This window comes from Hyphomicrobium methylovorum, from assembly GCF_013626205.1.
Taxonomy (GTDB): Bacteria; Pseudomonadota; Alphaproteobacteria; order Rhizobiales; family Hyphomicrobiaceae; genus Hyphomicrobium_B; species Hyphomicrobium_B methylovorum.
Genome location: NZ_QHJE01000001.1, coordinates 393841 through 416127 on the forward strand (window position 1 = coordinate 393841; position 22287 = coordinate 416127).

General features: G+C 60.1%; 33 protein-coding genes. 4 read left to right on the top strand and 29 right to left on the bottom strand.

Annotated features, from left to right (window positions below; genetic code table 11):
* The first annotated feature begins 174 nt into the window (after nucleotides 1-174).
* The 4 genes from DLM45_RS01925 (at nucleotide 175) to DLM45_RS01940 (ending at nucleotide 4389) form a co-directional block, all read left to right on the top strand.
* Entirely contained in the window at nucleotides 175-984 is an 810-nt protein-coding gene (locus DLM45_RS01925) for a phosphoadenylyl-sulfate reductase (protein ID WP_181335312.1), read from the top strand.
* Nucleotides 981-1886 (top strand): sulfate adenylyltransferase subunit CysD, encoded by a 906-nt coding sequence (gene cysD, locus DLM45_RS01930; RefSeq protein ID WP_181335313.1) that lies wholly within the window; start codon nucleotides 981-983, stop codon nucleotides 1884-1886. The genes DLM45_RS01925 and cysD overlap by 4 nt, the downstream gene beginning before the upstream one ends.
* Nucleotides 1886-3433: a GTP-binding protein gene (locus tag DLM45_RS01935; protein WP_181335314.1), complete on the top strand. Its 1548-nt coding sequence runs from the start codon at nucleotides 1886-1888 to the stop codon at nucleotides 3431-3433. The genes cysD and DLM45_RS01935 overlap by 1 nt, the downstream gene beginning before the upstream one ends.
* A gap of 155 nt (nucleotides 3434-3588) precedes the next feature.
* Nucleotides 3589-4389 (top strand): sulfite exporter TauE/SafE family protein, encoded by an 801-nt coding sequence (locus DLM45_RS01940; protein ID WP_181335315.1) that lies wholly within the window; start codon nucleotides 3589-3591, stop codon nucleotides 4387-4389.
* 20 nt (nucleotides 4390-4409) lie between these two features.
* Here DLM45_RS01940 and DLM45_RS01945 read toward each other — a convergent pair whose 3' ends face one another.
* The 29 genes from DLM45_RS01945 to rpsJ all read right to left on the bottom strand — a co-directional run bounded on the left by DLM45_RS01945 (nucleotide 4410) and on the right by rpsJ (nucleotide 22228).
* The gene (locus tag DLM45_RS01945) at nucleotides 4410-5837 is read right to left on the bottom strand and encodes a Do family serine endopeptidase (RefSeq protein WP_181338152.1); all 1428 of its coding nucleotides are present in this window, start codon (nucleotides 5835-5837) and stop codon (nucleotides 4410-4412) included.
* An 84-nt stretch (nucleotides 5838-5921) separates the two neighbouring features.
* On the bottom strand, nucleotides 5922-6950 hold the full coding sequence (locus DLM45_RS01950) for an SDR family oxidoreductase (protein WP_181335316.1): 1029 nt from the start codon (nucleotides 6948-6950) through the stop codon (nucleotides 5922-5924).
* A gap of 187 nt (nucleotides 6951-7137) precedes the next feature.
* Complete coding sequence (gene rplQ, locus DLM45_RS01955; RefSeq protein ID WP_181335317.1) at nucleotides 7138-7566, bottom strand: 50S ribosomal protein L17; 429 nt, start codon at nucleotides 7564-7566, stop codon at nucleotides 7138-7140.
* 237 nt (nucleotides 7567-7803) lie between these two features.
* Entirely contained in the window at nucleotides 7804-8826 is a 1023-nt protein-coding gene (locus tag DLM45_RS01960) for a DNA-directed RNA polymerase subunit alpha (RefSeq protein WP_181335318.1), read from the bottom strand.
* A 107-nt stretch (nucleotides 8827-8933) separates the two neighbouring features.
* Complete coding sequence (rpsK, locus tag DLM45_RS01965) at nucleotides 8934-9329, bottom strand: 30S ribosomal protein S11 (RefSeq protein WP_181335319.1); 396 nt, start codon at nucleotides 9327-9329, stop codon at nucleotides 8934-8936.
* 96 nt (nucleotides 9330-9425) lie between these two features.
* The gene (gene rpsM, locus DLM45_RS01970) at nucleotides 9426-9803 is read right to left on the bottom strand and encodes a 30S ribosomal protein S13 (protein WP_181335320.1); all 378 of its coding nucleotides are present in this window, start codon (nucleotides 9801-9803) and stop codon (nucleotides 9426-9428) included.
* Between the two features lie 226 nt (nucleotides 9804-10029).
* Complete coding sequence (locus tag DLM45_RS01975) at nucleotides 10030-10623, bottom strand: adenylate kinase (RefSeq protein WP_181335321.1); 594 nt, start codon at nucleotides 10621-10623, stop codon at nucleotides 10030-10032.
* A complete protein-coding gene (gene secY / locus DLM45_RS01980; RefSeq protein ID WP_181335322.1) occupies nucleotides 10620-11963 on the bottom strand; it encodes a preprotein translocase subunit SecY in 1344 nt (447 codons plus the stop codon). Before secY ends, DLM45_RS01975 begins: the two co-directional genes overlap by 4 nt.
* Before the next feature lie 130 nt (nucleotides 11964-12093).
* The gene (gene rplO / locus DLM45_RS01985; RefSeq protein WP_181335323.1) at nucleotides 12094-12648 is read right to left on the bottom strand and encodes a 50S ribosomal protein L15; all 555 of its coding nucleotides are present in this window, start codon (nucleotides 12646-12648) and stop codon (nucleotides 12094-12096) included.
* Between the two features lie 80 nt (nucleotides 12649-12728).
* Nucleotides 12729-12920, bottom strand: a complete 192-nt coding sequence (gene rpmD, locus DLM45_RS01990) for a 50S ribosomal protein L30 (protein ID WP_181335324.1) — start codon at nucleotides 12918-12920, stop codon at nucleotides 12729-12731.
* 63 nt (nucleotides 12921-12983) lie between these two features.
* Nucleotides 12984-13556, bottom strand: a complete 573-nt coding sequence (rpsE, locus tag DLM45_RS01995) for a 30S ribosomal protein S5 (RefSeq protein WP_181335325.1) — start codon at nucleotides 13554-13556, stop codon at nucleotides 12984-12986.
* A gap of 24 nt (nucleotides 13557-13580) precedes the next feature.
* Nucleotides 13581-13943, bottom strand: a complete 363-nt coding sequence (gene rplR, locus DLM45_RS02000; RefSeq protein ID WP_181335326.1) for a 50S ribosomal protein L18 — start codon at nucleotides 13941-13943, stop codon at nucleotides 13581-13583.
* Nucleotides 13944-13954: 11 nt separating this feature from the next.
* Complete coding sequence (gene rplF / locus DLM45_RS02005; protein ID WP_181335327.1) at nucleotides 13955-14497, bottom strand: 50S ribosomal protein L6; 543 nt, start codon at nucleotides 14495-14497, stop codon at nucleotides 13955-13957.
* 48 nt (nucleotides 14498-14545) lie between these two features.
* A complete protein-coding gene (gene rpsH / locus DLM45_RS02010) occupies nucleotides 14546-14944 on the bottom strand; it encodes a 30S ribosomal protein S8 (RefSeq protein WP_181335328.1) in 399 nt (132 codons plus the stop codon).
* Between the two features lie 12 nt (nucleotides 14945-14956).
* Nucleotides 14957-15262 (bottom strand): 30S ribosomal protein S14, encoded by a 306-nt coding sequence (gene rpsN, locus DLM45_RS02015; RefSeq protein ID WP_181335329.1) that lies wholly within the window; start codon nucleotides 15260-15262, stop codon nucleotides 14957-14959.
* Between the two features lie 54 nt (nucleotides 15263-15316).
* Nucleotides 15317-16003: a 50S ribosomal protein L5 gene (rplE, locus tag DLM45_RS02020; protein WP_181335330.1), complete on the bottom strand. Its 687-nt coding sequence runs from the start codon at nucleotides 16001-16003 to the stop codon at nucleotides 15317-15319.
* A 3-nt stretch (nucleotides 16004-16006) separates the two neighbouring features.
* Complete coding sequence (gene rplX / locus DLM45_RS02025) at nucleotides 16007-16333, bottom strand: 50S ribosomal protein L24 (RefSeq protein WP_181335331.1); 327 nt, start codon at nucleotides 16331-16333, stop codon at nucleotides 16007-16009.
* Complete coding sequence (rplN, locus tag DLM45_RS02030) at nucleotides 16333-16701, bottom strand: 50S ribosomal protein L14 (RefSeq protein WP_013215056.1); 369 nt, start codon at nucleotides 16699-16701, stop codon at nucleotides 16333-16335. The genes rplX and rplN overlap by 1 nt, the downstream gene beginning before the upstream one ends.
* A gap of 153 nt (nucleotides 16702-16854) precedes the next feature.
* Nucleotides 16855-17085, bottom strand: a complete 231-nt coding sequence (gene rpsQ, locus DLM45_RS02035; RefSeq protein WP_181335332.1) for a 30S ribosomal protein S17 — start codon at nucleotides 17083-17085, stop codon at nucleotides 16855-16857.
* Nucleotides 17086-17099: 14 nt separating this feature from the next.
* Nucleotides 17100-17306, bottom strand: a complete 207-nt coding sequence (rpmC, locus tag DLM45_RS02040) for a 50S ribosomal protein L29 (RefSeq protein WP_181335333.1) — start codon at nucleotides 17304-17306, stop codon at nucleotides 17100-17102.
* Between the two features lie 39 nt (nucleotides 17307-17345).
* Complete coding sequence (gene rplP / locus DLM45_RS02045) at nucleotides 17346-17756, bottom strand: 50S ribosomal protein L16 (protein ID WP_181335334.1); 411 nt, start codon at nucleotides 17754-17756, stop codon at nucleotides 17346-17348.
* A gap of 21 nt (nucleotides 17757-17777) precedes the next feature.
* The gene (gene rpsC / locus DLM45_RS02050; protein ID WP_181335335.1) at nucleotides 17778-18620 is read right to left on the bottom strand and encodes a 30S ribosomal protein S3; all 843 of its coding nucleotides are present in this window, start codon (nucleotides 18618-18620) and stop codon (nucleotides 17778-17780) included.
* A 1-nt stretch (nucleotide 18621) separates the two neighbouring features.
* Nucleotides 18622-19107 (bottom strand): 50S ribosomal protein L22, encoded by a 486-nt coding sequence (gene rplV / locus DLM45_RS02055; RefSeq protein ID WP_181335336.1) that lies wholly within the window; start codon nucleotides 19105-19107, stop codon nucleotides 18622-18624.
* Complete coding sequence (gene rpsS, locus DLM45_RS02060; protein ID WP_181335337.1) at nucleotides 19107-19385, bottom strand: 30S ribosomal protein S19; 279 nt, start codon at nucleotides 19383-19385, stop codon at nucleotides 19107-19109. Before rpsS ends, rplV begins: the two co-directional genes overlap by 1 nt.
* 24 nt (nucleotides 19386-19409) lie before the next feature.
* The gene (gene rplB, locus DLM45_RS02065; protein ID WP_181335338.1) at nucleotides 19410-20231 is read right to left on the bottom strand and encodes a 50S ribosomal protein L2; all 822 of its coding nucleotides are present in this window, start codon (nucleotides 20229-20231) and stop codon (nucleotides 19410-19412) included.
* Nucleotides 20232-20244: 13 nt separating this feature from the next.
* Nucleotides 20245-20541, bottom strand: a complete 297-nt coding sequence (locus DLM45_RS02070; protein WP_181335339.1) for a 50S ribosomal protein L23 — start codon at nucleotides 20539-20541, stop codon at nucleotides 20245-20247.
* Nucleotides 20538-21158: a 50S ribosomal protein L4 gene (gene rplD / locus DLM45_RS02075; protein ID WP_181335340.1), complete on the bottom strand. Its 621-nt coding sequence runs from the start codon at nucleotides 21156-21158 to the stop codon at nucleotides 20538-20540. The genes DLM45_RS02070 and rplD overlap by 4 nt, the downstream gene beginning before the upstream one ends.
* Nucleotides 21158-21859, bottom strand: a complete 702-nt coding sequence (gene rplC, locus DLM45_RS02080) for a 50S ribosomal protein L3 (protein ID WP_181335341.1) — start codon at nucleotides 21857-21859, stop codon at nucleotides 21158-21160. Before rplC ends, rplD begins: the two co-directional genes overlap by 1 nt.
* Before the next feature lie 60 nt (nucleotides 21860-21919).
* Nucleotides 21920-22228 carry a 30S ribosomal protein S10 gene (gene rpsJ / locus DLM45_RS02085; protein WP_013215045.1) on the bottom strand — a complete coding sequence of 103 codons (309 nt, stop codon included), beginning with the start codon at nucleotides 22226-22228 and terminating at the stop codon, nucleotides 21920-21922.
* Between the last annotated feature and the right edge of the window lie 59 nt (nucleotides 22229-22287).

Below are 22287 nucleotides of genomic sequence, written 5' to 3' on the forward strand. Positions count from 1 at the left end.
AAGCCAATTCCGCCTCACATTTCGCATTTGCGAGCGCGTTGACCATTGCGAACTTCCGTAGATTAACAATACTCATACGTCTGTATTATTGAAATAATATCCTATTCTTGTTTGGTTATAAGGCTTCTCATGAGAATGTTTTGCCCTTATGTATGCTGGCATTGGGAGGTCGCCATGACATTGTTCGAGGCCGTTTCTCCGACCCACAGCGGATCGCAGACGGATGAGCATACCGCAGCGCAGCAAGCCCGTGCTTCGCGCCTCGATGCTGCGCTTCAGGGTCTGAGTTCGCTTGAGGACCGCGTGCTGGCCATCCGTGCGGCGATCGAGGGCCCGGTCGCCTTCTCGTCCAGCCTTGGCATCGAGGATCAGGCCATTACGCACGCCATCGCGAAAACCGGCGCCAAGATCGACATCTTCACGCTCGACACCGGGCGGCACTTCCCCGAGACGCTCGACACTCTTTTCGAGACCGAAGGCAAATACGGACTCAAGATCCGCGTGATGTTTCCGGATGCAGCCGAAGTCGAAGAGCTTGTCGCGAACGACGGTATCAACGGCTTCCGATATTCGGTCGAAGCGCGAAAAGCGTGCTGCGAAATTCGCAAAGTACGTCCGCTCAACCGGGCACTGAAAGGCGTTTCTGGCTGGGTTACGGGTTTGCGGCGCGATCAATCACAGGGACGTTCTCACGTTCCGTTCGCGAGCTACGACGCGGCTCAGAAACTCATCAAGCTGAACCCCATCGCCGACTGGAGCTTGGAGCAGCTTGAAAACTACGTCGCCGCCAACGCCATTCCGATCAACGCGCTGCATGCTCAGGGCTTCCCCTCCATAGGCTGCCAACCGTGCACGCGCGCCATCAAACCGGGCGAAGACATCCGAGCGGGACGGTGGTGGTGGGAAAGCCAAAACGGAAAGGAATGCGGTCTCCACACGCAATCCGACGATCCAGGATTTGAACCGAAGGACCGCGCAGCATGACGGTTTCGCCATCTCATCTCGATATGCTCGAAGCAGAGAGCATTCACATCTTCCGGGAAGCTGCGGCGCAGTTCCGTTTGCCGGTCATGCTGTATTCGATCGGCAAGGACTCCACTGTTTTGCTGCATCTCGCGCGCAAAGCATTTTATCCGCAGCCGGTCCCGTTTCCCTTGCTGCACGTCGATACGACCTGGAAGTTCCGGGACATGATCGCGTTTCGCGACCGGCAGGCGAAAGAGCTTGGCCTGGATCTTATCGTTTACACCAATCACGACGGCATCAAGCGCGGCATCAACCCGATCGACCATGCGCCGTCCATTCACACCGACGTTTTGAAAACGCAGGCTTTGAAGCAGGCGCTCGACAAGTATGGCTTTGACGCTGCATTCGGCGGCGCACGGCGTGACGAGGAAGCGAGCCGCGCCAAGGAGCGCGTATTTTCATTCCGCGCCGCTGGGCATCGCTGGGATCCGCGACGGCAGCGTCCGGAAATGTGGGATCTGCTCAACGGGCGTCTCGGCACCGGCGAAACAGTTCGTATCTTCCCGATGTCGAATTGGACGGAAAAAGACGTCTGGCGCTACATCCTGCGCGAGAAGCTTGAAGTCGTGCCGCTGTATTTCGCAGCCGAGCGTCCGACGATCGTGCGCGACGGTCAGATCCTGATGCAGGACGACGAGCGTCTCCAGCCGCGCGAGGGCGAGAAAGTCGAAATGCGGAAGATCCGCTTTCGCACGCTCGGGTGTTACCCGCTGACGGCCGCGGTCTATTCCGACGCGGAAACAATCGATGACGTTGTTGCAGAAACACTCAACGCGCAGACCTCTGAGCGCGAAGGCCGCCTGATCGATCACGATCAAGTTGGCGCGATGGAAAAGAAAAAGCAGGAAGGCTATTTCTGATGACTGTGCACACTTTGGCGACTGCGAAGCGCGCGACACGCACAGTTGCGCCATTGGAGACAACGCCTCCTGCCGTTCCCGGTCTTGTCCGCGAGCTTCAAGGTATTACGCATCTTCTAACGTGCGGCTCGGTCGATGACGGAAAATCGACGCTGATCGGACGGCTTCTTTGGGATGCGTCCGATCTTTACGAAGACCAGCGTGAGAGCGTGCGTCGTTCCGGGCGCAAAGCTGCGGGAACGGACCTTCCCGACTATTCGATGCTGCTCGATGGCCTCGTAGCCGAACGCGAACAGGGCATCACGATCGATATCGCGTGGAAGTATTTCGATACCGACGCGCGCCGTTTTGTGATCATCGATTCACCAGGCCACGAACAGTACACGCGCAACATGGCGTCTGGCGCATCCCACGCGGATGTCGCGATCGTTCTTGTCGATGCGCGCTCCGGCGTGAAGAAGCAGACGAAGCGGCATGCAGCCATTCTTGATCTCGTCGGCGTCAAGCACGTGGTTCTTGCCGTCAATAAGATGGATCTTGTCGGTTGGTCTGAAGACGTGTTCCGCAAGATCGAAGAGGATTTCAAGACGCTGTGCTGGAAGTTCAACTTCTGGGACGCGACCGCTATTCCTCTCTCCGCAGTGTTCGGCGATAACGTCACGACGGCGTCGAAGAACATCGATTGGTACAGCGGGCCGACGCTCATCGAACATCTCGGAAAGGTGCCGAGCCGCGCGAGCGAAGCGGGTTCCGTCTTCCGCTTTCCGGTGCAGATGGTTCTGCGCGATGGGCAAGATTTTCGTGGGCTCGCCGGTACGGTTTCCTCAGGTTCCGTCAAAATCGGTGACGCGGTTACGGACGTCGTCAGCAACGCGCGTGGCAAAGTTATTCGCATCGCGACGATGGACGGCGATCTCCAGTTGGCCAGTGCCGGTCAAGCCGTAACATTGCAGCTCGACGTCGACCTCGATATTTCTCGCGGTGCGGTGCTCTCGTTGGTTGAGAATGCACCGGTTGCGGCGCAGACGATCGACGCGCGCTTCGTCTGGCTGTCGGAAGATGCCTTCAATCCGTCCGCCGGATATCTTCTCCGCACCGCGACGGATCTCGTCACCGTCTCGAATATCGAGATCAAGGCTTTGCTCGATCTCGAGACAATGGCATCCCGTCCGTCGCGGAGTTGCGCTGCGAACGATATCGCGATCGCGAAAATTTCCGTCGGCAGGCCGATTGCTATCGACGTATTCACGGAGACACCGGCGACGGGCACGCTGCTGCTCGTCGATTCCGTCACCGGGTCTACTGTGGCGGGCGGAATTGCAACGGGCGTCAACGCGAAGGCTGAAGAACCCGTCGAAGGGCATTTCGTTCTGAAGCGCGATGTTCTTGCCAACGGACTGAATCGAGATCTTTCACTCACGTCGAAGGATCGCGAGGAGTTCATGCGGCGCGCCAACGAAGTCGCGATCATCCTGCGCGCAGCTGGTGTGTCAGTTGCCATCGAAGCACCGCCACCGCTCGACGATGGTATGGATCCCGGTCTTTGAGCTCTCAATAAGTGTATCGAAACGCGCCGATCTTCACAGCTTCGGCGCGTTTTGCAGAGAGCACCTCCAAAACATCGCCAACACTAGTCATCTGCAATTGCAGACCACGATGATCTCGCGTACGTCATCATGGCCTGCCGCGACGGTGGACTTCCATGCCGGAAATCGATCTGCACAATTTATGGCCCATGATCATATCGGGCGGTTTCGTGGTCGGGTTCCTCGTGGGAATGACAGGCGTCGGCGCTGGCTCGCTGATGACGCCGTTTCTCATCACGCAGATCGGCGTCGGCGCGCCACTCGCGGTTGGAACGGACCTGCTGTTCGCATCGATCACGAAGGCGTCCGCGGCTTGGCCTCACCACACATTCGGGAACGTCAACTGGCGCATTGTCGGATGGCTCGCGCTCGGCAGCGTGCCGGGCTCAATCGCGATGCTTATGTTTTTGAGTTATTTCGATCTCGACACCGAGTTGATGGCGCTCGTCATCAAGAGATCGCTCATCTTCGCGCTCGCGCTTAGCGCCCTTGCGATCCTGATCTATCCGATCATCACGCGTCGCGGCGCCGATGTTGTTGAGCCCAAGGAAATCACGCTCCGGCGGCTGCCGACGCTGGCGCTCGGGCTTGTTCTTGGATCTGTCGTTACGATCACATCAGTCGGCGCCGGGGCCATCGGCGTTGTGGTGCTCACGCTGTTATATCCGAATCTGCTGACACGCCGCTTGATCGGTACAGACATCGTTCATGCGGTACCGCTGACGCTGATCTCCGGCCTCGGGCATATGTCAATCGGGAATACCAGCTTCGGGTTGCTCGGCTTGCTTTTGGTCGGTTCGATCCCCGGCATTGCGCTCGGTTCACGGCTGACCGGCAAGCTCCCCGATTGGCTGCTGCGTCTCTTCCTTTCGGCAATTCTGTGCTTCGCGGCGTACCAGATCTGGATCCACCTCTGACGTAATCCCGATGCGCTGGCTTAGCCGGGCACCTGAAGCTGCAGCACGCGCGCTCCACGCTTTACGGACACCTGCCAAACGCGCTGCCGCGTCGCCACGGCCGTCTCGGCGTCGAGCACGTTCGTGATGTTCTTCCCTTGGATCGATACGATGATGTCGCCCGGCTGGAAGCCGAGGTTCTGCGCTACGGACCCGTTGCGTACCGAAACGATGGCGACGCCGTCCGTCTGGTCGATGCTGAGTTCATCCGCGACCGATGGCAGAATGTTTGAGATACGTGCGCCGTCGAGAGGATTATTTCCGGACAAGTTACGCGCATCGTTCTTTCCCGGTTTCGGCGCCGCGATCAGCGGCAACGAAATATCGACGTTGCTACCGTTGCGGATCACTACGAGTTTCGCAGTCTGCCCGATGCCGCGCGTTGCAAGGCGGTAGTAGACGGCGCGTGCGTCCGCCACTTCGACGCCATCGACGTTGGTGATGACGTCGCCCGCATTCAAACCAGCATCAGCCGCGGGACCCTTATCGTACAAGCGTGTGACGACTGCGCCGCTGACACGCTTCAGACCCAGCCCTTCGGCGATATCGTGCGACATGGCTTCGAGCTTCGCGCCGATCCATGGGCGTTCCACCTTGCGGCCCTGCGCGGCGCTTTCGGCGTAAACGCGAACGAGGTTTGAGGGAATTGCGAAGCCGATGCCGACCGAGCCGCCCGTCTGCGAATAGATCATCGTGTTGATGCCGACGAGGCGGCCCGACATATCGACCAGCGCGCCGCCGGAGTTACCGGGATTGATCGCAGCGTCCGTTTGAATGAAGACCTGGCTATCGGATTCCGCCATCTCGGATCGCGAAAGCGCCGAGACGATGCCGCTCGTCACCGTTTGACCGACGCCGAATGGATTGCCGATTGCGAGAACGAGATCGCCGACCTCAAGGCTGTCGGAATCATCGAACTGCAGAAACTGGAATTTTCCATCGCCATTCTCGATCTTCAGAACGGCGATATCCGCCTTCTCGTCCTGCGCGATCACCTTGGCATCAAACTCGCGTTTGTCCGACAGCGCGACACGAATTTCCGTTTCGCCCCGGCCTTTGACGACGTGCGAGTTCGTGACGATCAAACCATCCGGGCTGACGATGACGCCCGAACCCAGCGAACTCATCACACGCTCGGACGGCTGCCCGAATGCTTCGCCGAAGAAGCGGCGGAACCACGGGTCATTGCCGAATGGCGTATTGAACGTTTGCACGCGACTGCGGACGTAGACGTTGACGACTGCGGGCGCAGCGGCGCGCACGATCGGAGCGTACGAATACTGTATTGCCGGACGCGAAGGCGGCGGGATCTTGTCCTGCGCAAACGAAAATCTATCGGCCGGACCGAAGGTGAAAACCGCGAGCGCGGCCAGCACGGCCATCGCCAAGCCGAACGTCGATTTCTTCATCGTCATGCCTTTGCCTTGGGTGTCGCAGCCTCGAGACTCACCAGATAACTGGTAGCGGTTGTAAAAATACGGCCGCGTGCGTCTTCAGATCAACCTAAGGTCTCGTAATGATCGGACAGCGGCGGTCGCCGCTTCATCAGCATCCCTAAGGCGTAAACCCAACGCGCTTGTAACGTGCGCGTTCGTGTAATCTTTTGTCGCGCCAAGTTCCGGCAGGATCGTTCGCATCCGTTTGTCGACATATGCGAGCGCGCGGACGGCGGCATCGGGAAGTTCGAATTTCGGCACCTTGGAGCTGAGTTCGGGATACTCGCGGGCAAGGATGCGCCCCAGTTCAAAGAGCGTCAGCTGCCCCGAACCGACGAGAAAGCGGTTTCCAGCGGCGTCAGGGCGCTCTGTGGCCTCGGCATGCGCGAGAGCGACGTCGCGCACATCGGCTACCGGAAAGCGTATGCGGGGCGCCGCCGGATAAACGCCGCGCGCCATCAGGCGATAGAGTTCGTGCGACGTCGAGAGATCCGCGTCGGGCGCCGGACCTTGCACAAAGCCAGGATTGATCACCGCAAGTTGAGGCGCAGCCGCGTTCTTCTGTACGAAGTCCCATGCGGCCTTCTCGGCGATCGTCTTCGACTTGATATAGGGCGTCAGGTCGGTGCGCGTCTCGTCGGTGAAGTCGGCTTCGGAATAGATGTGATCGGACGGCAAATCGCGGCCGTAAAAAATCGCGACGGACGACGACGTCAGCACGAAGCGCTGCACGGCTGCTCGCGTCGCCGCTTCCAGCACGCGGAGTGTGCCGTCGCGTGCGGGCCGTATAACGTCTTCGGGATTGTCTGGCTGCGCCATCGGAAAGGGCGACGCCGTGTGAATGACGATCTGGCTGCCGGCGACGGCTTCATCCCAACCGGCCCGTTGCTCAAGATCCGCGACGACGAATTCAAGCTGAGCTGCCTCGCCGCCGAGGCGCTTCACAGCGCGCCGGACGTCGTCGGCCTTCTCCATCCGGCGCAGCGTGGCGCGAACGGCATGTCCGCGTTTTACGAGTTCGGCGATGATGTGTTTGGCGACAAGCCCGGTCGAGCCGGTGACGACGACAGGAGGTCTATCGGACATGGCGCTGATACCTCGGTGCTGGCAATCATCGCGATTGCAGAGCGCGATAATTGGCCAGATGAGCGCACGATGGCAACGGGCGATCGATCCGCGAATATGAAATGAAAAACCCCGGCGCAGGACGCACGGGGGTTTCTCGAATTCGGGTTGTTGGTGGCCTGCTCCGAACTGGAACCGGCCAACGCAATCAGCTCGCTGCTGCTTCTTCAGCAACCTTCGCTTCGTGACGGGCCTTGTCCTCAGCGCCCTTCACCGACTCATCGCGATCGACGAGTTCGATAACTGCGCGGGGCGACGCGTCGCCGTAGCGGAAACCAGCCTTCAACACGCGGGTGTAACCGCCATTGCGGGTCTTGTAACGCGGGCCAAGCACGTCAAAAAGCTTCTTGACCATGTCCTCGTCGCGCAGGCGAGCGATGGCGAGACGGCGCGAGTTCAGATCACCGCGCTTAGCGAGCGTGATGTACTTATCGACGACGCGCTTCAGGTCTTTCGCCTTCGGCAGCGTGGTCACGATCTGCTCATGCTTGATGAGAGCGGCGGCCATGTTCGAGAACATTGCCTGGCGGTGGCCAACGTGACGGCCAAAGCGGCGGCCAAGCTTCTTGTGTCGCATAGTGTCTTCATCCTTACATTGTTGGCCCTCGGCATATGCCGGGGCTTGCGTTGACCGTCGGCGTTCTTGCCGTCCGGTTCGGCGCGGGAGGTTCTATGGCCTCACCTTCGCCTGTCTTTGTTTGTGCTCGGCGACTCCCCTGCGGGGAGCCGGCCGCCGAGCACGGTAGGGTACTTTGTTTGCGCTCAGCGCTCCCCTGAGGGGAGTCGGCCGCCGAGCACGGTAGTCGTGTTCGACTTAGTACTGATCTTCGAAGCGCTTCGCGAGTTCGTCGATGTTGTCCGGCGGCCAGTTCGGCACTTCCATACCGAGATGGAGCCCCATCGTCGCCAGGACTTCCTTGATCTCGTTGAGCGACTTGCGGCCGAAGTTCGGCGTGCGCAGCATCTCGGCTTCCGTCTTCTGGATCAGGTCGCCGATGTAGACGATGTTGTCGTTCTTCAAGCAGTTCGCCGAGCGAACCGACAGCTCGAGCTCGTCGACCTTCTTCAGAAGCGCAGCGTTGAACGCCAGCTCCGGATGACGCTGCTCTTCCTGTGCCTTCTTCGGCTCTTCGAAGTTGATGAAGACGGCGAGCTGGTCCTGAAGGATACGAGCGGCGAGCGCGACAGCATCTTCCGGACGGACCGAACCATCCGTCTCGACAACCATCGTCAGCTTATCGAAGTCCAGAATCTGACCTTCGCGCGTGTTCTCGACCTTGTAGGAAACCTTCTTGACCGGCGAGTAGAGGCTATCGACCGGGATCAGGCCGATCGGCGCATCTTCCGGACGATTGCGATCTGACGCGACGTAGCCCTTGCCGATATCGGCCGTGAACTCCATGCGGATCGACGCGCCCTGGTCGAGATGGCAGATAACGTGGTCCGGGTTCAGCACTTCAACTTCGGACGACGCCTCGATGTCACCAGCGGTGACAGGGCCTGCGCCTTCCTTCTTGAGCACCATACGCTTCACGCCTTCCGAATGGATGCGGAGCGCAATTTCCTTGATGTTCAGAATGATGTTCGTCACGTCCTCGCGAACGCCGGGGACGGAGGAGAACTCATGCAGTACGCCATCGATCTGGACGGTCTTGACGGCGGCGCCCTGCAGCGACGACAGCAGAACGCGACGCAGCGCGTTGCCGAGCGTCATGCCGAAGCCACGCTCAAGCGGCTCTGCGACGACAGTCGCGATACGCGAGCGATCGCGGCCAATCTGGATGTCCAGCTTCGACGGCTTGATCAGATCTTGCCAGTTCTTCTGGAGAACGTTCACGGGGAGCCTCGTTTCGTTTGGCGCGGGCGGCGGAAGACCCGCGACTTAAGCGAACTTAAAATATAGACAGAAAAGCGCCACCCATCTGCGGCGGCGCCTTAATCAAATTAAACGCGGCGGCGCTTGCGCGGGCGGCAACCGTTGTGCGGGATCGGCGTGACGTCGCGGATCGACGTGATCTGGAAGCCGACGGACTGCAATGCGCGGAGAGCCGATTCACGACCCGAGCCCGGACCGCAGACTTCAACTTCGAGCACCTTCATACCGTGCTCTTGCGCCTTCTTGCCCGCGTCTTCAGCGGCCATCTGCGCGGCGTACGGCGTCGACTTGCGCGAGCCCTTGAAGCCCTTCGTGCCCGACGACGACCAAGCGATCGTGTTGCCCTGCGCGTCGGTGATCGTGATCATCGTGTTGTTGAAGGACGCGTTGACGTGCGCAACGCCCGACGTGATGTTCTTCTTCTCGCGCTTTTTGACCTTGCCGCGCGCTGCTTCTTTTGCCATTGCGATCGTCACTCCTAGCCTGCCGAGATCCGGAGGCAAAAAACCAGTTAGCGCGCTTCAGAAGCGCATTAGATGCTGCCCTGTGAGGGCAGCAGATTACTTCGTCGCTTTCTTCTTACCAGCGATCGCAACAGCCTTGCCCTTGCGGGTGCGGGCGTTCGTGTGCGTGCGCTGACCGCGGACCGGCAGGCCCTTACGGTGGCGAAGACCGCGATAGCAACCGAGATCCATCAGGCGCTTGATGTTCGTCTGCACTTCACGACGAAGATCGCCTTCAACCGTGTAATCACGGTCGATGGATTCGCGGATCTGCAGGACTTCGGCGTCCGTCAGCTGATTCACGCGGCGGTCCGAAGGAATGCCGCACTTTTCGCAAATCTCTTTCGAGAATTTCGGGCCGATGCCATGAATATAACGGAGCGCGATTTCAACGCGCTTGCCGGTGGGAATGTTGACGCCTGCGATGCGGGCCACGTGAATCTCCTGCCTTATCTCGTCGTGCTGTTTTGTCTCAGTCGAATTTCGTCGAATACCGAACCCAGGCATGCCGCCCGGACCCAAATTTCTGCCCTTCAAGTGCCAAAAGGGCGCAACGACCGCGGCTCCCGGGGCCTAAGCCCAGGTCCGGATCAAGTTGAGCCTAAAAGAAGTGGGGTGTTGTAGCTCGACCGTACCCTTTCGTCAATGTGCGGCATTTAGGTTAAGCGGGCTGATGCTCCTTCAAAATACCGTCAATTTGAACGCCGACCTTGTCGATTGGCGCCATGCCATCGACCGTCTTGAGCAACTTGTGCGCGAAATAGTAGCCGATGAGCGGCGCCGTCTCGCGATAGTAGGCCATCAAGCGAGTCTTGAGGGCCTCAGCATTGTCATCGGCGCGAACCGTTCCGCCTGCGGCCAGTGTTTCCCGGGCGCGGCATTCGATGCGGTCTACCAGCTGCGTGTCGTCCACTTTCAGCTCGATGACGCAATCGATGACGCGGCTCTTGGATTTCAGAAGTTCGTCGAGTGCGTCCGCCTGAGCGAGCGTGCGCGGAAAGCCGTCGAGGATAAAACCCTTGGCGCAGTCTGGCTCGGAAATGCGATCAGCGATGATTCCGATCACGATCGCGTCGCTCACCAGGCCGCCTTCGGCCATCACCTTTTTTGCTTCCAGACCGACCTTCGTGCCCGCTTTCACGGCGGCCCGCAGCATGTCTCCCGTGGAGAGCTGAGGAATGCCGAGCTTCTCTGAGATCAGCTGAGACTGGGTCCCCTTGCCTGCGCCAGGTGGACCCAACAGCATCAAGATCATCGACGCGCCCCCCGAAGCTTCGCTTTCTTGATCAAACCTTCGTACTGCTGCGCGATCAGATGGCTCTGAACCTGGGCAACCGTATCCATCGTGACGCTGACGACGATCAGAAGAGACGTGCCGCCGAAGTAGAGCGGGATGCCAGCGTAAGCGGTGAGAATTTCCGGCATGACGCAGACCGCGGCCAAGTAGAGGGCACCAACAACCGTAATTCGCGTCATGACGTAGTCGATGAATTCGGCCGTCTTTTCACCGGGGCGAATACCGGGCAGGAACCCGCCGTACTTCCGCAGATTGTCGGCGGTCTCTTTCGGATTGATGACGACGGCCGTGTAGAAGAACGTGAAGAAGATGATCATGCTCGCGTAGATCACGAGATGAAGTGGCTGTCCGCTGCCGAGCATCGCGACGGTCGTGTTGAGCCATTCCGGACCCTGACCGGCCGAGAACTGGGCGACAGTGATCGGCAGAAGCAGAAGAGACGACGCGAAAATCGGCGGAATGACGCCCGACGGGTTGAGCTTCAGCGGCAGATGCGAAGCCTCGCCCTGGAACATCTTGTTGCCGACCTGGCGTTTTGGATACTGGACCAACAAGCGCCGCTGCGCGCGTTCGAAGAACACGATGACGGCGATAACGGCCAGTGCCATCACGAGGAAGAAGACAACGATTGCAGGCGCGATCGATCCGGTCCGCGACAGTTCGAAGAGCTGCGCGACGGCGCCCGGAAGGCCCGCAACGATGCCGGCGAAAATGATCAACGACGTGCCGTTACCGACACCGCGCTGCGTGACCTGCTCGCCCAACCACATCAAGAAAACCGTACCGCCAACAAGCGTGATAACGGTCGTGGCGCGGAAGAACATGCCAGGATCAATAACGACGGCGCCAGCCGCGTTGCGCGATCCTTCAAGACCGACGGCAATGCCGTAAGCCTGAAGTGCTGCAAGCACGACAGTCAAATAGCGCGTGTATTGGTTGATCTGCTTGCGGCCCGCCTCGCCTTCCTTCTTCAGCGCTTCCAGCTTCGGCGAGATCGACTGCATCAACTGCATGATGATCGCGGCCGAGATGTACGGCATGATGTTGAGGGCGAAAATCGCGAGGCGTTCGAGCGCGCCGCCTGAGAACATGTTGAACATGCCCAGGATGCCGCCAGCCTGCGATTGGAAGGTAGCCGCGAACGCCGCCGGATTGATACCGGGCAGCGGAATGAACGTGCCGAGCCGATAAACGATCATTGCGCCCAGGGTGAACCATAGGCGCCGCTTCAAATCTTCAGCTTTAGCAAAAGACTTGAAGTTGAGGTTCGAAGCAAGCTGCTCGGCAGCGGAAACCATTGCTGTCTTCTCCTAACGGTCGCGTCGTCGTCCGTTGAGGATAACGCCGCACCTTAAGCCCGGTCTACGCATTGAGCGCTCACGGGGGAACGGATCACGCGGCGAAGGTTCGCCACGCCGCGCAGCCGTATTATTCGTCGCCCTTTGCAGCAGCGGGCTTCTTGCCCTGAGCCGCCTTTTTGTCGGCCGACTTTTTGCGCTTGGCTTCGTCGGCCGCGAGAATTTTCTTCTCGATCACCGAGACGCTGCCGCCAGCCTTCTCAATCGCGGCCTTCGCCTTGGCGGTCGCGTGATTGACCGTGATGGCGATCTTGGCCTTGATCTCGCCGTCACCAAGAAGACGGAGACCGTCCTTCGGGCGGCGGACCAGACCGGCCTCGACTAGCGAAGCGACGTCAACCGGCTTGGAGCCGTCGAGGCGCTTGTCGTCGATGGCCTGCTGCAGCGAGCCGATGTTGATTTCGTTGTAATCCGCAGGGCGCCACTTGTTGAAGCCGCGCTTCGGCAGACGACGATGCAACGGCATCTGACCGCCTTCGAAGCCGCCGATGGCAACGCCGGTACGTGCGGTCTGGCCCTTGCCACCGCGGCCGCCCATCTTGCCGAGACCCGAGCCGATACCGCGACCGATGCGAACACGCGTTTTGCGCGCGCCGGGGTTGTCTTTAATGCCGTTGAGCCGCATGGGACCCAAGCTCCTTCTCGTTTTGTATTTTCACCTTCGAGACCGGCTTCATAAAAACCGGGCCGAAAGGCGAAGAAAAATTACTTCCCGTCGACGACTTCGACGAGATGCTGGACCTTCTTCAGCATTCCGCGCACGGCGGGCGTGTCTTCCAAGGTTGCCGTGCGGCCGAGCTTGTTGAGACCCAGCCCGATGAGAGTCGCCGTCTGCCGTTCCGGGCGACGAGCTGGGCTCCGCACCTGTTGCAGAGTGATCGTTTTCTTAGCGGCCATAATCCCTACCTCAAACCATTCTCACGGCATGCGCGCGGCATGCCTCGATCCATCGTATTGCGATCAGCCTTCGGCCGTCGCTTCTATGGCCGAACCGTCGCGACGACGCGAGACGATGTCAGATACCTTCTTATTGCGCCGGGCTGCAACAGCACGGGGATTTTCCTGTGCCTTGAGCGCGTCGAACGTTGCACGGACGACGTTGTACGGGTTGGTCGAACCCATCGACTTGGCAACGACGTCGTGCACGCCGACCATTTCGAAGACAGCGCGCATTGCGCCGCCAGCGATGATGCCGGTACCTGCCGGTGCCGCGCGGAGAACAACCTTGCCCGATCCGTGACGGCCAACGCTGTCATGGTGGAGCGTACGTGCGTCGCGCAGCGGAACGCGGAGCAAGTTGCGCTTGGCGCCTTCCGTTGCCTTGCGGATCGCTTCCGGCACTTCGCGTGCTTTGCCGTGGCCGAAACCGACCCGGCCCTTCAGATCGCCGACGACGACCAGCGCGGCAAAGCCGAACCGTTTGCCGCCTTTGACGACCTTGGCGACGCGATTGATGTGCACCAGCTTATCGGTGAACTCGCTGTCGCGCTCTTCGCGCTCTCTGCCACGGTCTCTCTGGGGTCCACGTGCCACGATTTCAGTCCTCTCGGGTGAGTCTTAAAATTTCAATCCGCCTTCGCGGGCGGCGTCGGCGAGCGCCTTAACGCGCCCGTGAAAAAGGAATCCGCCACGGTCGAAGATGACCTCGCCGACACCCGCCTTGACGGCGCGTTCAGCGACGAGCTTGCCAACGGCAGCTGCGGCGGCCTTATCGGCTCCGGTCTTCAGCGCGCCCTTGACGTCCTTCTCGAGTGTCGATGCGGCGGCGACCGTTACGCCCTTCACGTCATCGATCACCTGAGCATAGATGTGCTCAGACGTGCGATGTACGGAAAGCCGCGGACGACCGTTTCCGGCGCGCTTCAGCTCACGGCGAACGCGCGCGCGGCGATTATTGTACTTGTCGTTGACCTTAGCCATTGCTGCGGTTCCTACTTCTTCTTCCCTTCCTTGCGGAAGATATATTCGCCCTTATAGCGGACGCCCTTGCCCTGGTAGGGCTCCGGCTTGCGCGAGGCGCGGATGACGGATGCGACTTCGCCGACGGCTTGCTTATCGATGCCGCTAACGTTGAGCAGTTCCTGCTTAGCGCCGCCGACCTTGACGTCGACGCCCGCCGGGATCTTCAGCACAACGTCGTGGCTGTAGCCGACCGACAGCGTGAGCGTATCCTTGCCCTTCATCGAAGCCTTGAAGCCGACGCCATGGATTTCGAGATCCTGGCTGTAGCCGTCCGTCACACCCTTGATGAGGTTCGCGACCTGCGTGCGCGACATACCCCATTTCGAGCGGGCGGGCTTGTTGTCTTCGATGAGCGAGATATCGATGCCCTCGTCCGTGCGCTGAACCTTCAGAGCGTCCGGCACGATAAATGCCAGCTCGCCTTTCGGGCCTTTCACTTTCACGGTCTGGCCGTCGATCGTCGCCGTCACGTTCGACGGAACAGGAACGGGCTTTTTACCGATGCGCGACATGACTTCTCATAACCTTCGTTTCGTCCGGCCGGCGAACCGGCCCGAGATTTAGAATATGCTGCAGATCACTTCACCGCCGACGTTGGCTTCGCGCGCCTTGGAATCCGACATCACGCCCTTCGGCGTGGAGAGGATCGCGACGCCGAGACCGTTTGCAACGGTTGGGATCGTCTTCGCCGGTGAGTAAACGCGACGGCCAGGCTTCGAAATGCGCTCGATCTCGCGGATCGCGGGCTGGCCGTTGTAGTACTTCAACTCGATTTCGAACTGCGGGAGCTCGCCCTTGAGTTCAACGCGGCTATAGCCACGGATGTAGCCTTCTTCGGCAAGCACGTCGAGGACGCGCGCGCGGAGATTCGAAGCCGGCGTTGCGACCTTCGGCCGGCGACGCATCTGAGCGTTCCGGATGCGAGTCAGCATATCGCCCAATGGATCATTCACGGACATCGTGCGTTCCTTTTACCAGCTCGACTTGACCATGCCGGGGATGCGCCCCTGGCTCGCCAGCTCACGAAGCTGGTTGCGGCACATCCTCAGCTTGCGGTAGTTGCCGCGCGGCCGGCCGGTGATTTCACAGCGATTGCGAATACGGACCTTCGAGCCATTGCGAGGCATTTCGGCCAATTTCAGCCGTGCCGCGAAGCGCTCTTCCGGTGTCTTCGTCTTGTCCTTGGCGAGCGCCTTCAGACGCAAACGCTTCGGAGCCTGCGCCAACGCCATCTTGCGCCGGCGGTTATTCTTTTCGATAGAACTGGTCTTTGCCATTACATCTCCTCCAAAGGCCTTTCGGGCGGCTTCATCGCCTAATCCCGAGGTCCTTTAGCTGCGAAACGGGAAGTTGAAGCCTTTGAGCAATTCGCGGGCTTCGTCATCGGTATGGGCGGATGTGCAAACAATCACATCGAGACCCAGCACATCGTCGACTTTGTCGTAGTCGATTTCCGGAAACACGAGGTGCTCCTTGAGGCCGGTGGCGTAGTTGCCGCGGCCGTCGAAGCTCTTCGCGTTCAAACCGCGGAAGTCCTTCACGCGCGGCAGCGCGATCGTGACGAAGCGGTCGAGGAACTCGTACATGCGGTCGCCGCGCAGCGTCACTTTGGCGCCGATCGCCATGCCTTCGCGCAACTTGTAGGTCGCGAGAGCCTTGCGGGCACGTGTGACGACCGGCTTTTGACCGGCGATAAGCGCGAGATCGGAAGCAGCGTTATCGACCTTCTTACGGTCGTTGACGGCTTCACCGACGCCCATATTCAGAACGATCTTTTCGATCTTCGGAATCTGCATCACGTTGGCGTAGCCGAACTTCTCTTTCAGAGCAGCACGGACAACGTTCTCGTAATGCGCCTTGAGACGCGGCTTGTAATCCTTCGGGCGCGGCGTTGCGGCTGCGCGCGGTTCGGCGCTGGCGGCTGCCTTGGAAGCGCCCTTCGCCTTCTTAGCTTTGTCACCGCCCGGGGCGCCGCCCTGGGGCTTTGCGGCTTTCGCCGGCTTTGCATCCTTAGCCATAGCTTACTTCTTCTCCGGGATCTGCTCGCCCGAGCGCTTCGCGACGCGGATCTTCTTCCCGTCGTTCAAAATCTTGAAGCCAACGCGTGTCGGCTTTCCGTCCTTGGGATCCTCGACGGCGATGTTCGAGATCGCAATCGGACCTTCCTTGGAAATGATGCCGCCTTCCTGGCTGGCAGACTGGCGCTGATGGCGGCGAACCATGTTGACGCCACGCACGAGGGCGCGCTGCTCTTTCGGGCGGATCTCGATGACCTCGCCGCGCTTGCCTTTATCGCGGCCCGCCAGGACAACGACGTTGTCGCCCTTTTTGATCTTAAACGCGGACATCAAAGAACCTCCGGAGCGAGGGAAACGATTTTCATATGGTTCTTGGCCCGCAGCTCGCGCGTCACGGGTCCGAAGATGCGGGTGCCGACCGGCTCGCCGTTGGCGTTGATCAACACGGCAGCGTTACGGTCAAAGCGGATGAGCGAGCCATCAGCGCGGCGAATACCCTTCGCAACGCGAACGATGACGGCCTTCATCACCTGGCCTTTCTTGACGCGGCCCTTCGGAATCGCCTCCTTCACGGAGACGACGATGGTATCGCCGACAGTTGCGTACTTGCGCTTCGACCCGCCCAGCACCTTGATGCACTGAACGCGACGCGCGCCAGAATTGTCGGCGACGTCGAGATTGCTCTCCATCTGGATCATCGCGTCGTTCCTTCTCTATGGGCTAGCTCAGAGCCCTATTCTCAAACTTGCCTTAAGGCTCGCGGGGTCTTGGGGGAAAATCCCAACTCTCCGACGGCTCAAAAAGCGCCCGAACTGTACTCGCGTCCGCTGCTCACCATTGAGGCCGAAGCCTCACTCAGCAACCGCGATCCAGCGTTTGTTCTTGGAGATCGGCCGGGTTTCTTCAATCGAAACCTTGTCGCCCACCTTGAACGAATTCTTCTCATCGTGTGCGTGATACTTCTTCGTACGACGCACGGTCTTCTTCAGCAGCGGATGTGTGTAGCGGCGTTCGACCTGAACTACGATCGTTTTTTCGTTCTTGTCAGAAACCACCACACCCTGCAGCACGCGCTTCGGCATAATCTCGTTCTCCCTTACGCGCCTTTGGTGACGCTGCCGGCGCGCTTGGCGCTGGCTACGGTTTTGACGCGCGCGATATCACGGCGAATGAGCCGGATGCGCGCAGTATTCTCAAGCTGACCCGACGCCCGCTGGAAGCGCAGATTGAACTGCTCTTTCTTGAGCTTCATCAGCTGATCGTCGAGCTGATCGAGCGACAAATCCTTGAAGTCGCTAGCCATGACTGTTCCTCACTTCGTCCCTTCGTGCGGGTCTCAAAATTAATCCAGGCGCGTTACGACACGCGTCTTGATCGGCAGCTTTGCGGCGCCAAGGATCAAAGCTTCCTTGGCGACCTGCGGATTTACGCCGCCGATCTCGAAAATGATGCGGCCAGGCTTGACGCGCGCCACCCAGAGCTCAGGCGAACCCTTACCGGAGCCCATGCGGACTTCGGCAGGCTTCTTCGTTACCGGCACATCCGGGAAGATGCGGAGCCACATGCGGCCTGCGCGCTTGGTATGGCGTGCGATGGCGCGACGTGCGGCCTCGATCTGGCGCGCTGACAAGCGCTCCGGTTCCATGGCCTTCAGGCCGATTTCGCCGTAGGCCAGCGTCGTGCCGCTTTTGGCGGCGCCGTGGATGCGACCCTTGAACTGTTTGCGGAACTTCGTCCGTTTCGGCTGCAGCATGATTCAGTTGCCTTTCGGGTCTCAAGATTCCGGCGTCGACGAGCCGGCATCGGTGCCTGCAGTCGACGGAGCACCGCCGCCTGCGCCACCACCACCGCCGGTACGTCCGCCACCGCGTCCACCGCGGCCAGGGCGGCGATCACGGCGATCCTGCCGGTCGCCATCGTCGCGACGCGGGCGCGGTGAGCCGCTCTCTTGCATTTCAGCGTGCTTCTTATCGGCAGCCATCGGATCGTGCTCGATGATCTCGCCTTTGAAGACCCAGACCTTGATGCCGATGATGCCGTACGCCGTACGCGCGACGCCGTAACCGAAGTCGATGTCGGCGCGGAGCGTGTGAAGCGGCACGCGGCCTTCGCGGTACCATTCGGTACGGGCGATTTCCGCACCGCCGAGACGGCCAGCGACGTTGATACGGATGCCGACTGCGCCGAGACGCAGAGCCGACTGAACAGCGCGCTTCATCGCACGACGGAATGCAACGCGGCGCTCGAGCTGCTGGGCAATACCTTCAGCGATCAGCGTGGCATCGATTTCCGGCTTGCGGATTTCGAGGATGTTCAGGTGAACTTCCGAGCTCGTCAGGCGTGCGAGATCCGAACGCAGGCGCTCGATCTTATCACCCTTCTTGCCGATCAAGATGCCGGGACGGGCGGTGTGAACCGTGACGCGGCACTTCTTGTGCGGGCGCTCGATCACGACCTTAGAGATGCCCGCCTCGCGCTGCTCTTTCATGATGTGAGCGCGGATGGCACGGTCTTCGTGCAGCAACTTGCCATAGGTCCCGCGCGCGGCGAACCAGCGGCTGTCCCATGTACGGTTGATGCCGACGCGAAGTCCGATCGGGTTGACTTTTTGACCCATATTATTTGGCCTCCTTGGACGTCGCAGCAGCCTCGTCCGATGCTGCCTTTGCGGCAGGCTTACGAGACGTTGTCTTGGCGGCCTTCTTTGACGGCTTCTTCTTGTCTGCCTTGTCTTCTTCGACCTGGCGGACGATTACGGTCAACTGCGAGAAGGGCTTCAGGATCGGCGCGCCGCGGCCGCGGCCGCGAGCGTGGAAGCGCTTCATCACGAGGTTCTTGCCAACAAAGGCTTCGGCCACGATCAGGTCGTTCACGTCGAGAGAATGATTGTTCTCGGCGTTCGCAACAGCGCTCATCACGCACTTTCTGACGTCGCCCGCGATGCGCTTCTCGCTGAACTCGAGTTCTGCGAGCGCACGATCGACCTTCTTGCCGCGAATAAGTCCGGCAACGAGGTTGAGCTTCTGCGGCGAGACACGCAACGATCTCACGACCGCCTGTGCCTCGTTCTCCGGGAGGCGTCGCTGATGGCTTGGCTTGCCCATTACTTCCTCACCGATTTCTTATCGCCGCCGTGACCGTGGAAAATACGGGTCGGGGAAAATTCACCGAACTTGTGGCCGATCATGTCTTCAGTCACGACGACCGGAATGTGCTTCTGACCGTTGTGCACACCGAAGGTGAGACCGACGAACTGAGGCAGGATCGTAGAGCGACGGCTCCAGATCTTGATCACCTCGTTCCTGCCCGACGCGCGCGATTTCTCCGCCTTCTTCAGGAGGTAACCGTCGACGAACGGGCCTTTCCAAACTGAACGTGTCAAAATGCGTCTCCTTCAGGGCGCCGCTTACTTCGCCTTCTGGCGTGAGCGAACGATATATTTCGTGGTCGTCTTGTTCTTGCGAGTCTTGAAGCCCTTGGTCGGCTTGCCCCAAGGCGTTGCCCAGTGCTTGCCGCCCTTCGTACGACCACCGTTGGGGTGATCGACCGGGTTCATTGCGATCGAGCGAACCGTCGGACGGCGGCCCTGCCAGCGTGTGCGGCCAGCCTTGCCGGTGACGGTGTTCATGTGATCGGGGTTCGACACCGCGCCGACGGTCGCCAGGCATTCGGCGCCGACCTTGCGGGTTTCACCCGAGTTAAGACGCAGAACTGCAAAGCCAGAGTCACGGCCAACGAGCTGAACGAACGAACCAGCCGAACGAGCGATCTGACCGCCCTTGCCGGGCTTCATTTCGACGTTATGGACGATCGTGCCGATCGGCATTGCCGAGAGTGGCATTGCGTTGCCCGGCTTCACGTCAACCTTCGAGCCCGACACGACTGTGTCGCCAACGCCAAGGCGCTGCGGCGCGAGAATGTAAGCCTGCGTGCCATCTTCGTACTTGATCAGTGCGATGAAGGCTGTGCGGTTGGGATCGTATTCCAGGCGCTCGACGTTTGCCGGCGTGTCGAACTTGCGACGGCGGAAATCGATCCGGCGATAAGCCTGCTTCGCGCCGCCGCCGATGTGGCGAGACGTGATGCGGCCGTCGTTGTTGCGTCCACCCGTCTTCGACTTGCCCTCAACGAGCATCTTGACGGGCTTGCCCTTCCACAGCGTCGATTTATCGACCTGGATCAGGTGGCGGCGTCCGGGCGACGTCGGGTTGTATGTCTTAAGCGCCATAATGCGTTACCTTTCAGAGCCCTGTCGTCACGTCGATCGACTGCCCGTCTTCGAGCGTTACAACGGCTCTCTTCGTGTCGCTCAACACGGCCTTGACGCCGCGGAACGTCCTCAGCTTGCCCTTGCGAACGATCGTGTTCACGGCTTTGACCTTGACCTTGAACAGGGTCTCGATCGCAGCCTTGATCTCGGGCTTCGTCGCGTTCGGGTTGACCTTGAAGATCACCTGGTTTGCTTCGGACGCCAGCGTCGCCTTTTCGGTGATGACCGGCGCAACGATGACGTCATATGCGGTGCGTTTCAGCGTCATTTGAAGCGCGCCTCCAGCGCAGCAACGGCCGCCCGCGTCAACACCAGCTTCTTACGACGGAGAATGTCGTAGACGTTGATGCCCTGAACAGGGAGCACGTCGATATTCGGAATGTTGCGGGCCGCACGGGCGAACGCGACTTCGAGTTCCGCACCATCAATGATGAGCGCGTTATCGAGCGAGAGCGCTGCGAACTGCTTCTTCAGAGCCGACGTCTTGCCTTCGGCCGACGTCGCCTTGTCGATCACAACGATCTCACCGGCCTTGGCTTTCGACGAAAGCGCATGACGCAGAGCGAGCGCGCGAACCTTCTTCGGCAGCTCGATAGCGTGCGAGCGCGGCTTCGGTCCGAACGCCTTGCCGCCGCCGCGGAACTGCGGAGCCGACTTGTCGCCATGACGAGCTCCGCCAGAGCCCTTCTGCTTGACGCTCTTCTTGCCGGTGACGGCCACTTCAGAACGATCCTGAGCGTGATGCGTGCCAGCCATACGCTTCAGCGTCTGGTAGCGCACCATGCGGTGAATGAGATCGTTGCGGACTTCGAGCCCGAAAATCTCATCCGGCAAATCGATATCGCCAGCCTTGGCGGCATCGATGCTCGTGACTTCGGCTTTCATCACGCGCCTTCCTTCTTCATTTCGCCGCGCGCCTTGAAGGCGCCGGGCTTCGGCAGATCAGCGGGCGCGGCTTTCTTCACCGCATCGCGAACGACGACCCAGCCACCCTTCGATCCCGGAACTGCACCGCGAACCATTACAAGGCCACGTGCCTTGTCGATCTTTGCGACGACGAGGTTCTGCGTGGTGACGCGTTCGTCACCCAGATGACCCGCCATCTTCTTACCTTTGAACACCTTGCCGGGGTCCTGACGCTGACCGGTCGAACCATGTGCACGGTGCGTGATCGAGACGCCGTGGGTGGCGCGCATGCCGCCGAAGTTCCAGCGCTTCATGGCGCCCTGGAACCCTTTACCCTGCGTAGTGCCCGTGACGTCCACGAACTGACCGGCAACGAAATGGTCGGCCGTGATTTCGGCGCCCACCTCGATGAGGTTCTCAGGACTGACACGGAACTCTGCTATCTTCCGCTTCGGTTCGACTTCGGCCTTCGCGAACGTGCCGCGCTCAGCCTTCGTCAAGCGCGAGGGCTTCCGCGTACCGCCGCCGACCTGAATCGCGGTGTATCCGTTCTTCTCGTCCGTACGGTGAGAAAGAACCTGCAGGCCATCGAGCCGCAACACGGTCACCGGGACATGCTCTCCCGCTTCCGTGAAGATGCGGGTCATGCCCACCTTCTGTGCAATTACCCCGGAACGCATGTGCATTCCTTCCTATCGTTGGGGCCGTTCGCGTTACCGCCAGAGGGCCCTTTTATTGGTTCAGAGTTTGATCTCGACGTCGACGCCGGCAGCGAGATCAAGCTTCATCAATGCGTCGACCGTCTGCGGTGTCGGATCGACGATGTCGAGAAGCCGTTTATGGGTGCGCATTTCAAACTGCTCGCGGCTCTTCTTGTCGATGTGCGGCGAGCGGTTGACTGTGAAGCGCTCGATGCGCGTCGGCAGCGGAATCGGGCCACGGACTTCGGCGCCGGTGCGCTTCGCCGTGTTCACGATCTCGCGGGTCGATGCATCAAGAATGCGATGATCGAACGCCTTGAGCCGGATGCGGATGTTTTGGCCGTGCATTGTTTGCTCCACTCTCCCCTTCCCCACCGCTAGAAGCGGTGGAGAAAAGGAAGACCCCT

Excerpts from the sequence above, each read along its gene's own strand:
- DLM45_RS01925 (WP_181335312.1), top strand. The coding sequence starts at position 175 with ATGACATTGTTCGAGGCCGTTTCTCCGACCCACAGCGGATCGCAGACG.
- cysD (WP_181335313.1), top strand. The coding sequence starts at position 981 with ATGACGGTTTCGCCATCTCATCTCGATATGCTCGAAGCAGAGAGCATT.
- DLM45_RS01935 (WP_181335314.1), top strand. The coding sequence starts at position 1,886 with ATGACTGTGCACACTTTGGCGACTGCGAAGCGCGCGACACGCACAGTT.
- DLM45_RS01940 (WP_181335315.1), top strand. The coding sequence starts at position 3,589 with ATGCCGGAAATCGATCTGCACAATTTATGGCCCATGATCATATCGGGC.
- DLM45_RS01945 (WP_181338152.1), bottom strand. The coding sequence starts at position 5,837 with ATGAAGAAATCGACGTTCGGCTTGGCGATGGCCGTGCTGGCCGCGCTC.
- DLM45_RS01950 (WP_181335316.1), bottom strand. The coding sequence starts at position 6,950 with ATGTCCGATAGACCTCCTGTCGTCGTCACCGGCTCGACCGGGCTTGTC.
- rplQ (WP_181335317.1), bottom strand. The coding sequence starts at position 7,566 with ATGCGACACAAGAAGCTTGGCCGCCGCTTTGGCCGTCACGTTGGCCAC.
- rpsK (WP_181335319.1), bottom strand. The coding sequence starts at position 9,329 with ATGGCAAAAGAAGCAGCGCGCGGCAAGGTCAAAAAGCGCGAGAAGAAG.
- DLM45_RS01975 (WP_181335321.1), bottom strand. The coding sequence starts at position 10,623 with ATGATCTTGATGCTGTTGGGTCCACCTGGCGCAGGCAAGGGGACCCAG.
- secY (WP_181335322.1), bottom strand. The coding sequence starts at position 11,963 with ATGGTTTCCGCTGCCGAGCAGCTTGCTTCGAACCTCAACTTCAAGTCT.
- rplO (WP_181335323.1), bottom strand. The coding sequence starts at position 12,648 with ATGCGGCTCAACGGCATTAAAGACAACCCCGGCGCGCGCAAAACGCGT.
- rpmD (WP_181335324.1), bottom strand. The coding sequence starts at position 12,920 with ATGGCCGCTAAGAAAACGATCACTCTGCAACAGGTGCGGAGCCCAGCT.
- rplR (WP_181335326.1), bottom strand. The coding sequence starts at position 13,943 with ATGGCTAAGGTCAACGACAAGTACAATAATCGCCGCGCGCGCGTTCGC.
- rplF (WP_181335327.1), bottom strand. The coding sequence starts at position 14,497 with ATGTCGCGCATCGGTAAAAAGCCCGTTCCTGTTCCGTCGAACGTGACG.
- rpsH (WP_181335328.1), bottom strand. The coding sequence starts at position 14,944 with ATGTCCGTGAATGATCCATTGGGCGATATGCTGACTCGCATCCGGAAC.
- rpsN (WP_181335329.1), bottom strand. The coding sequence starts at position 15,262 with ATGGCAAAGACCAGTTCTATCGAAAAGAATAACCGCCGGCGCAAGATG.
- rplE (WP_181335330.1), bottom strand. The coding sequence starts at position 16,003 with ATGGCTAAGGATGCAAAGCCGGCGAAAGCCGCAAAGCCCCAGGGCGGC.
- rplX (WP_181335331.1), bottom strand. The coding sequence starts at position 16,333 with ATGTCCGCGTTTAAGATCAAAAAGGGCGACAACGTCGTTGTCCTGGCG.
- rplN (WP_013215056.1), bottom strand. The coding sequence starts at position 16,701 with ATGATCCAGATGGAGAGCAATCTCGACGTCGCCGACAATTCTGGCGCG.
- rpsQ (WP_181335332.1), bottom strand. The coding sequence starts at position 17,085 with ATGCCGAAGCGCGTGCTGCAGGGTGTGGTGGTTTCTGACAAGAACGAA.
- rpmC (WP_181335333.1), bottom strand. The coding sequence starts at position 17,306 with ATGGCTAGCGACTTCAAGGATTTGTCGCTCGATCAGCTCGACGATCAG.
- rplP (WP_181335334.1), bottom strand. The coding sequence starts at position 17,756 with ATGCTGCAGCCGAAACGGACGAAGTTCCGCAAACAGTTCAAGGGTCGC.
- rpsC (WP_181335335.1), bottom strand. The coding sequence starts at position 18,620 with ATGGGTCAAAAAGTCAACCCGATCGGACTTCGCGTCGGCATCAACCGT.
- rplV (WP_181335336.1), bottom strand. The coding sequence starts at position 19,107 with ATGGGCAAGCCAAGCCATCAGCGACGCCTCCCGGAGAACGAGGCACAG.
- rplB (WP_181335338.1), bottom strand. The coding sequence starts at position 20,231 with ATGGCGCTTAAGACATACAACCCGACGTCGCCCGGACGCCGCCACCTG.
- DLM45_RS02070 (WP_181335339.1), bottom strand. The coding sequence starts at position 20,541 with ATGACGCTGAAACGCACCGCATATGACGTCATCGTTGCGCCGGTCATC.
- rplD (WP_181335340.1), bottom strand. The coding sequence starts at position 21,158 with ATGAAAGCCGAAGTCACGAGCATCGATGCCGCCAAGGCTGGCGATATC.
- rplC (WP_181335341.1), bottom strand. The coding sequence starts at position 21,859 with ATGCGTTCCGGGGTAATTGCACAGAAGGTGGGCATGACCCGCATCTTC.
- rpsJ (WP_013215045.1), bottom strand. The coding sequence starts at position 22,228 with ATGCACGGCCAAAACATCCGCATCCGGCTCAAGGCGTTCGATCATCGC.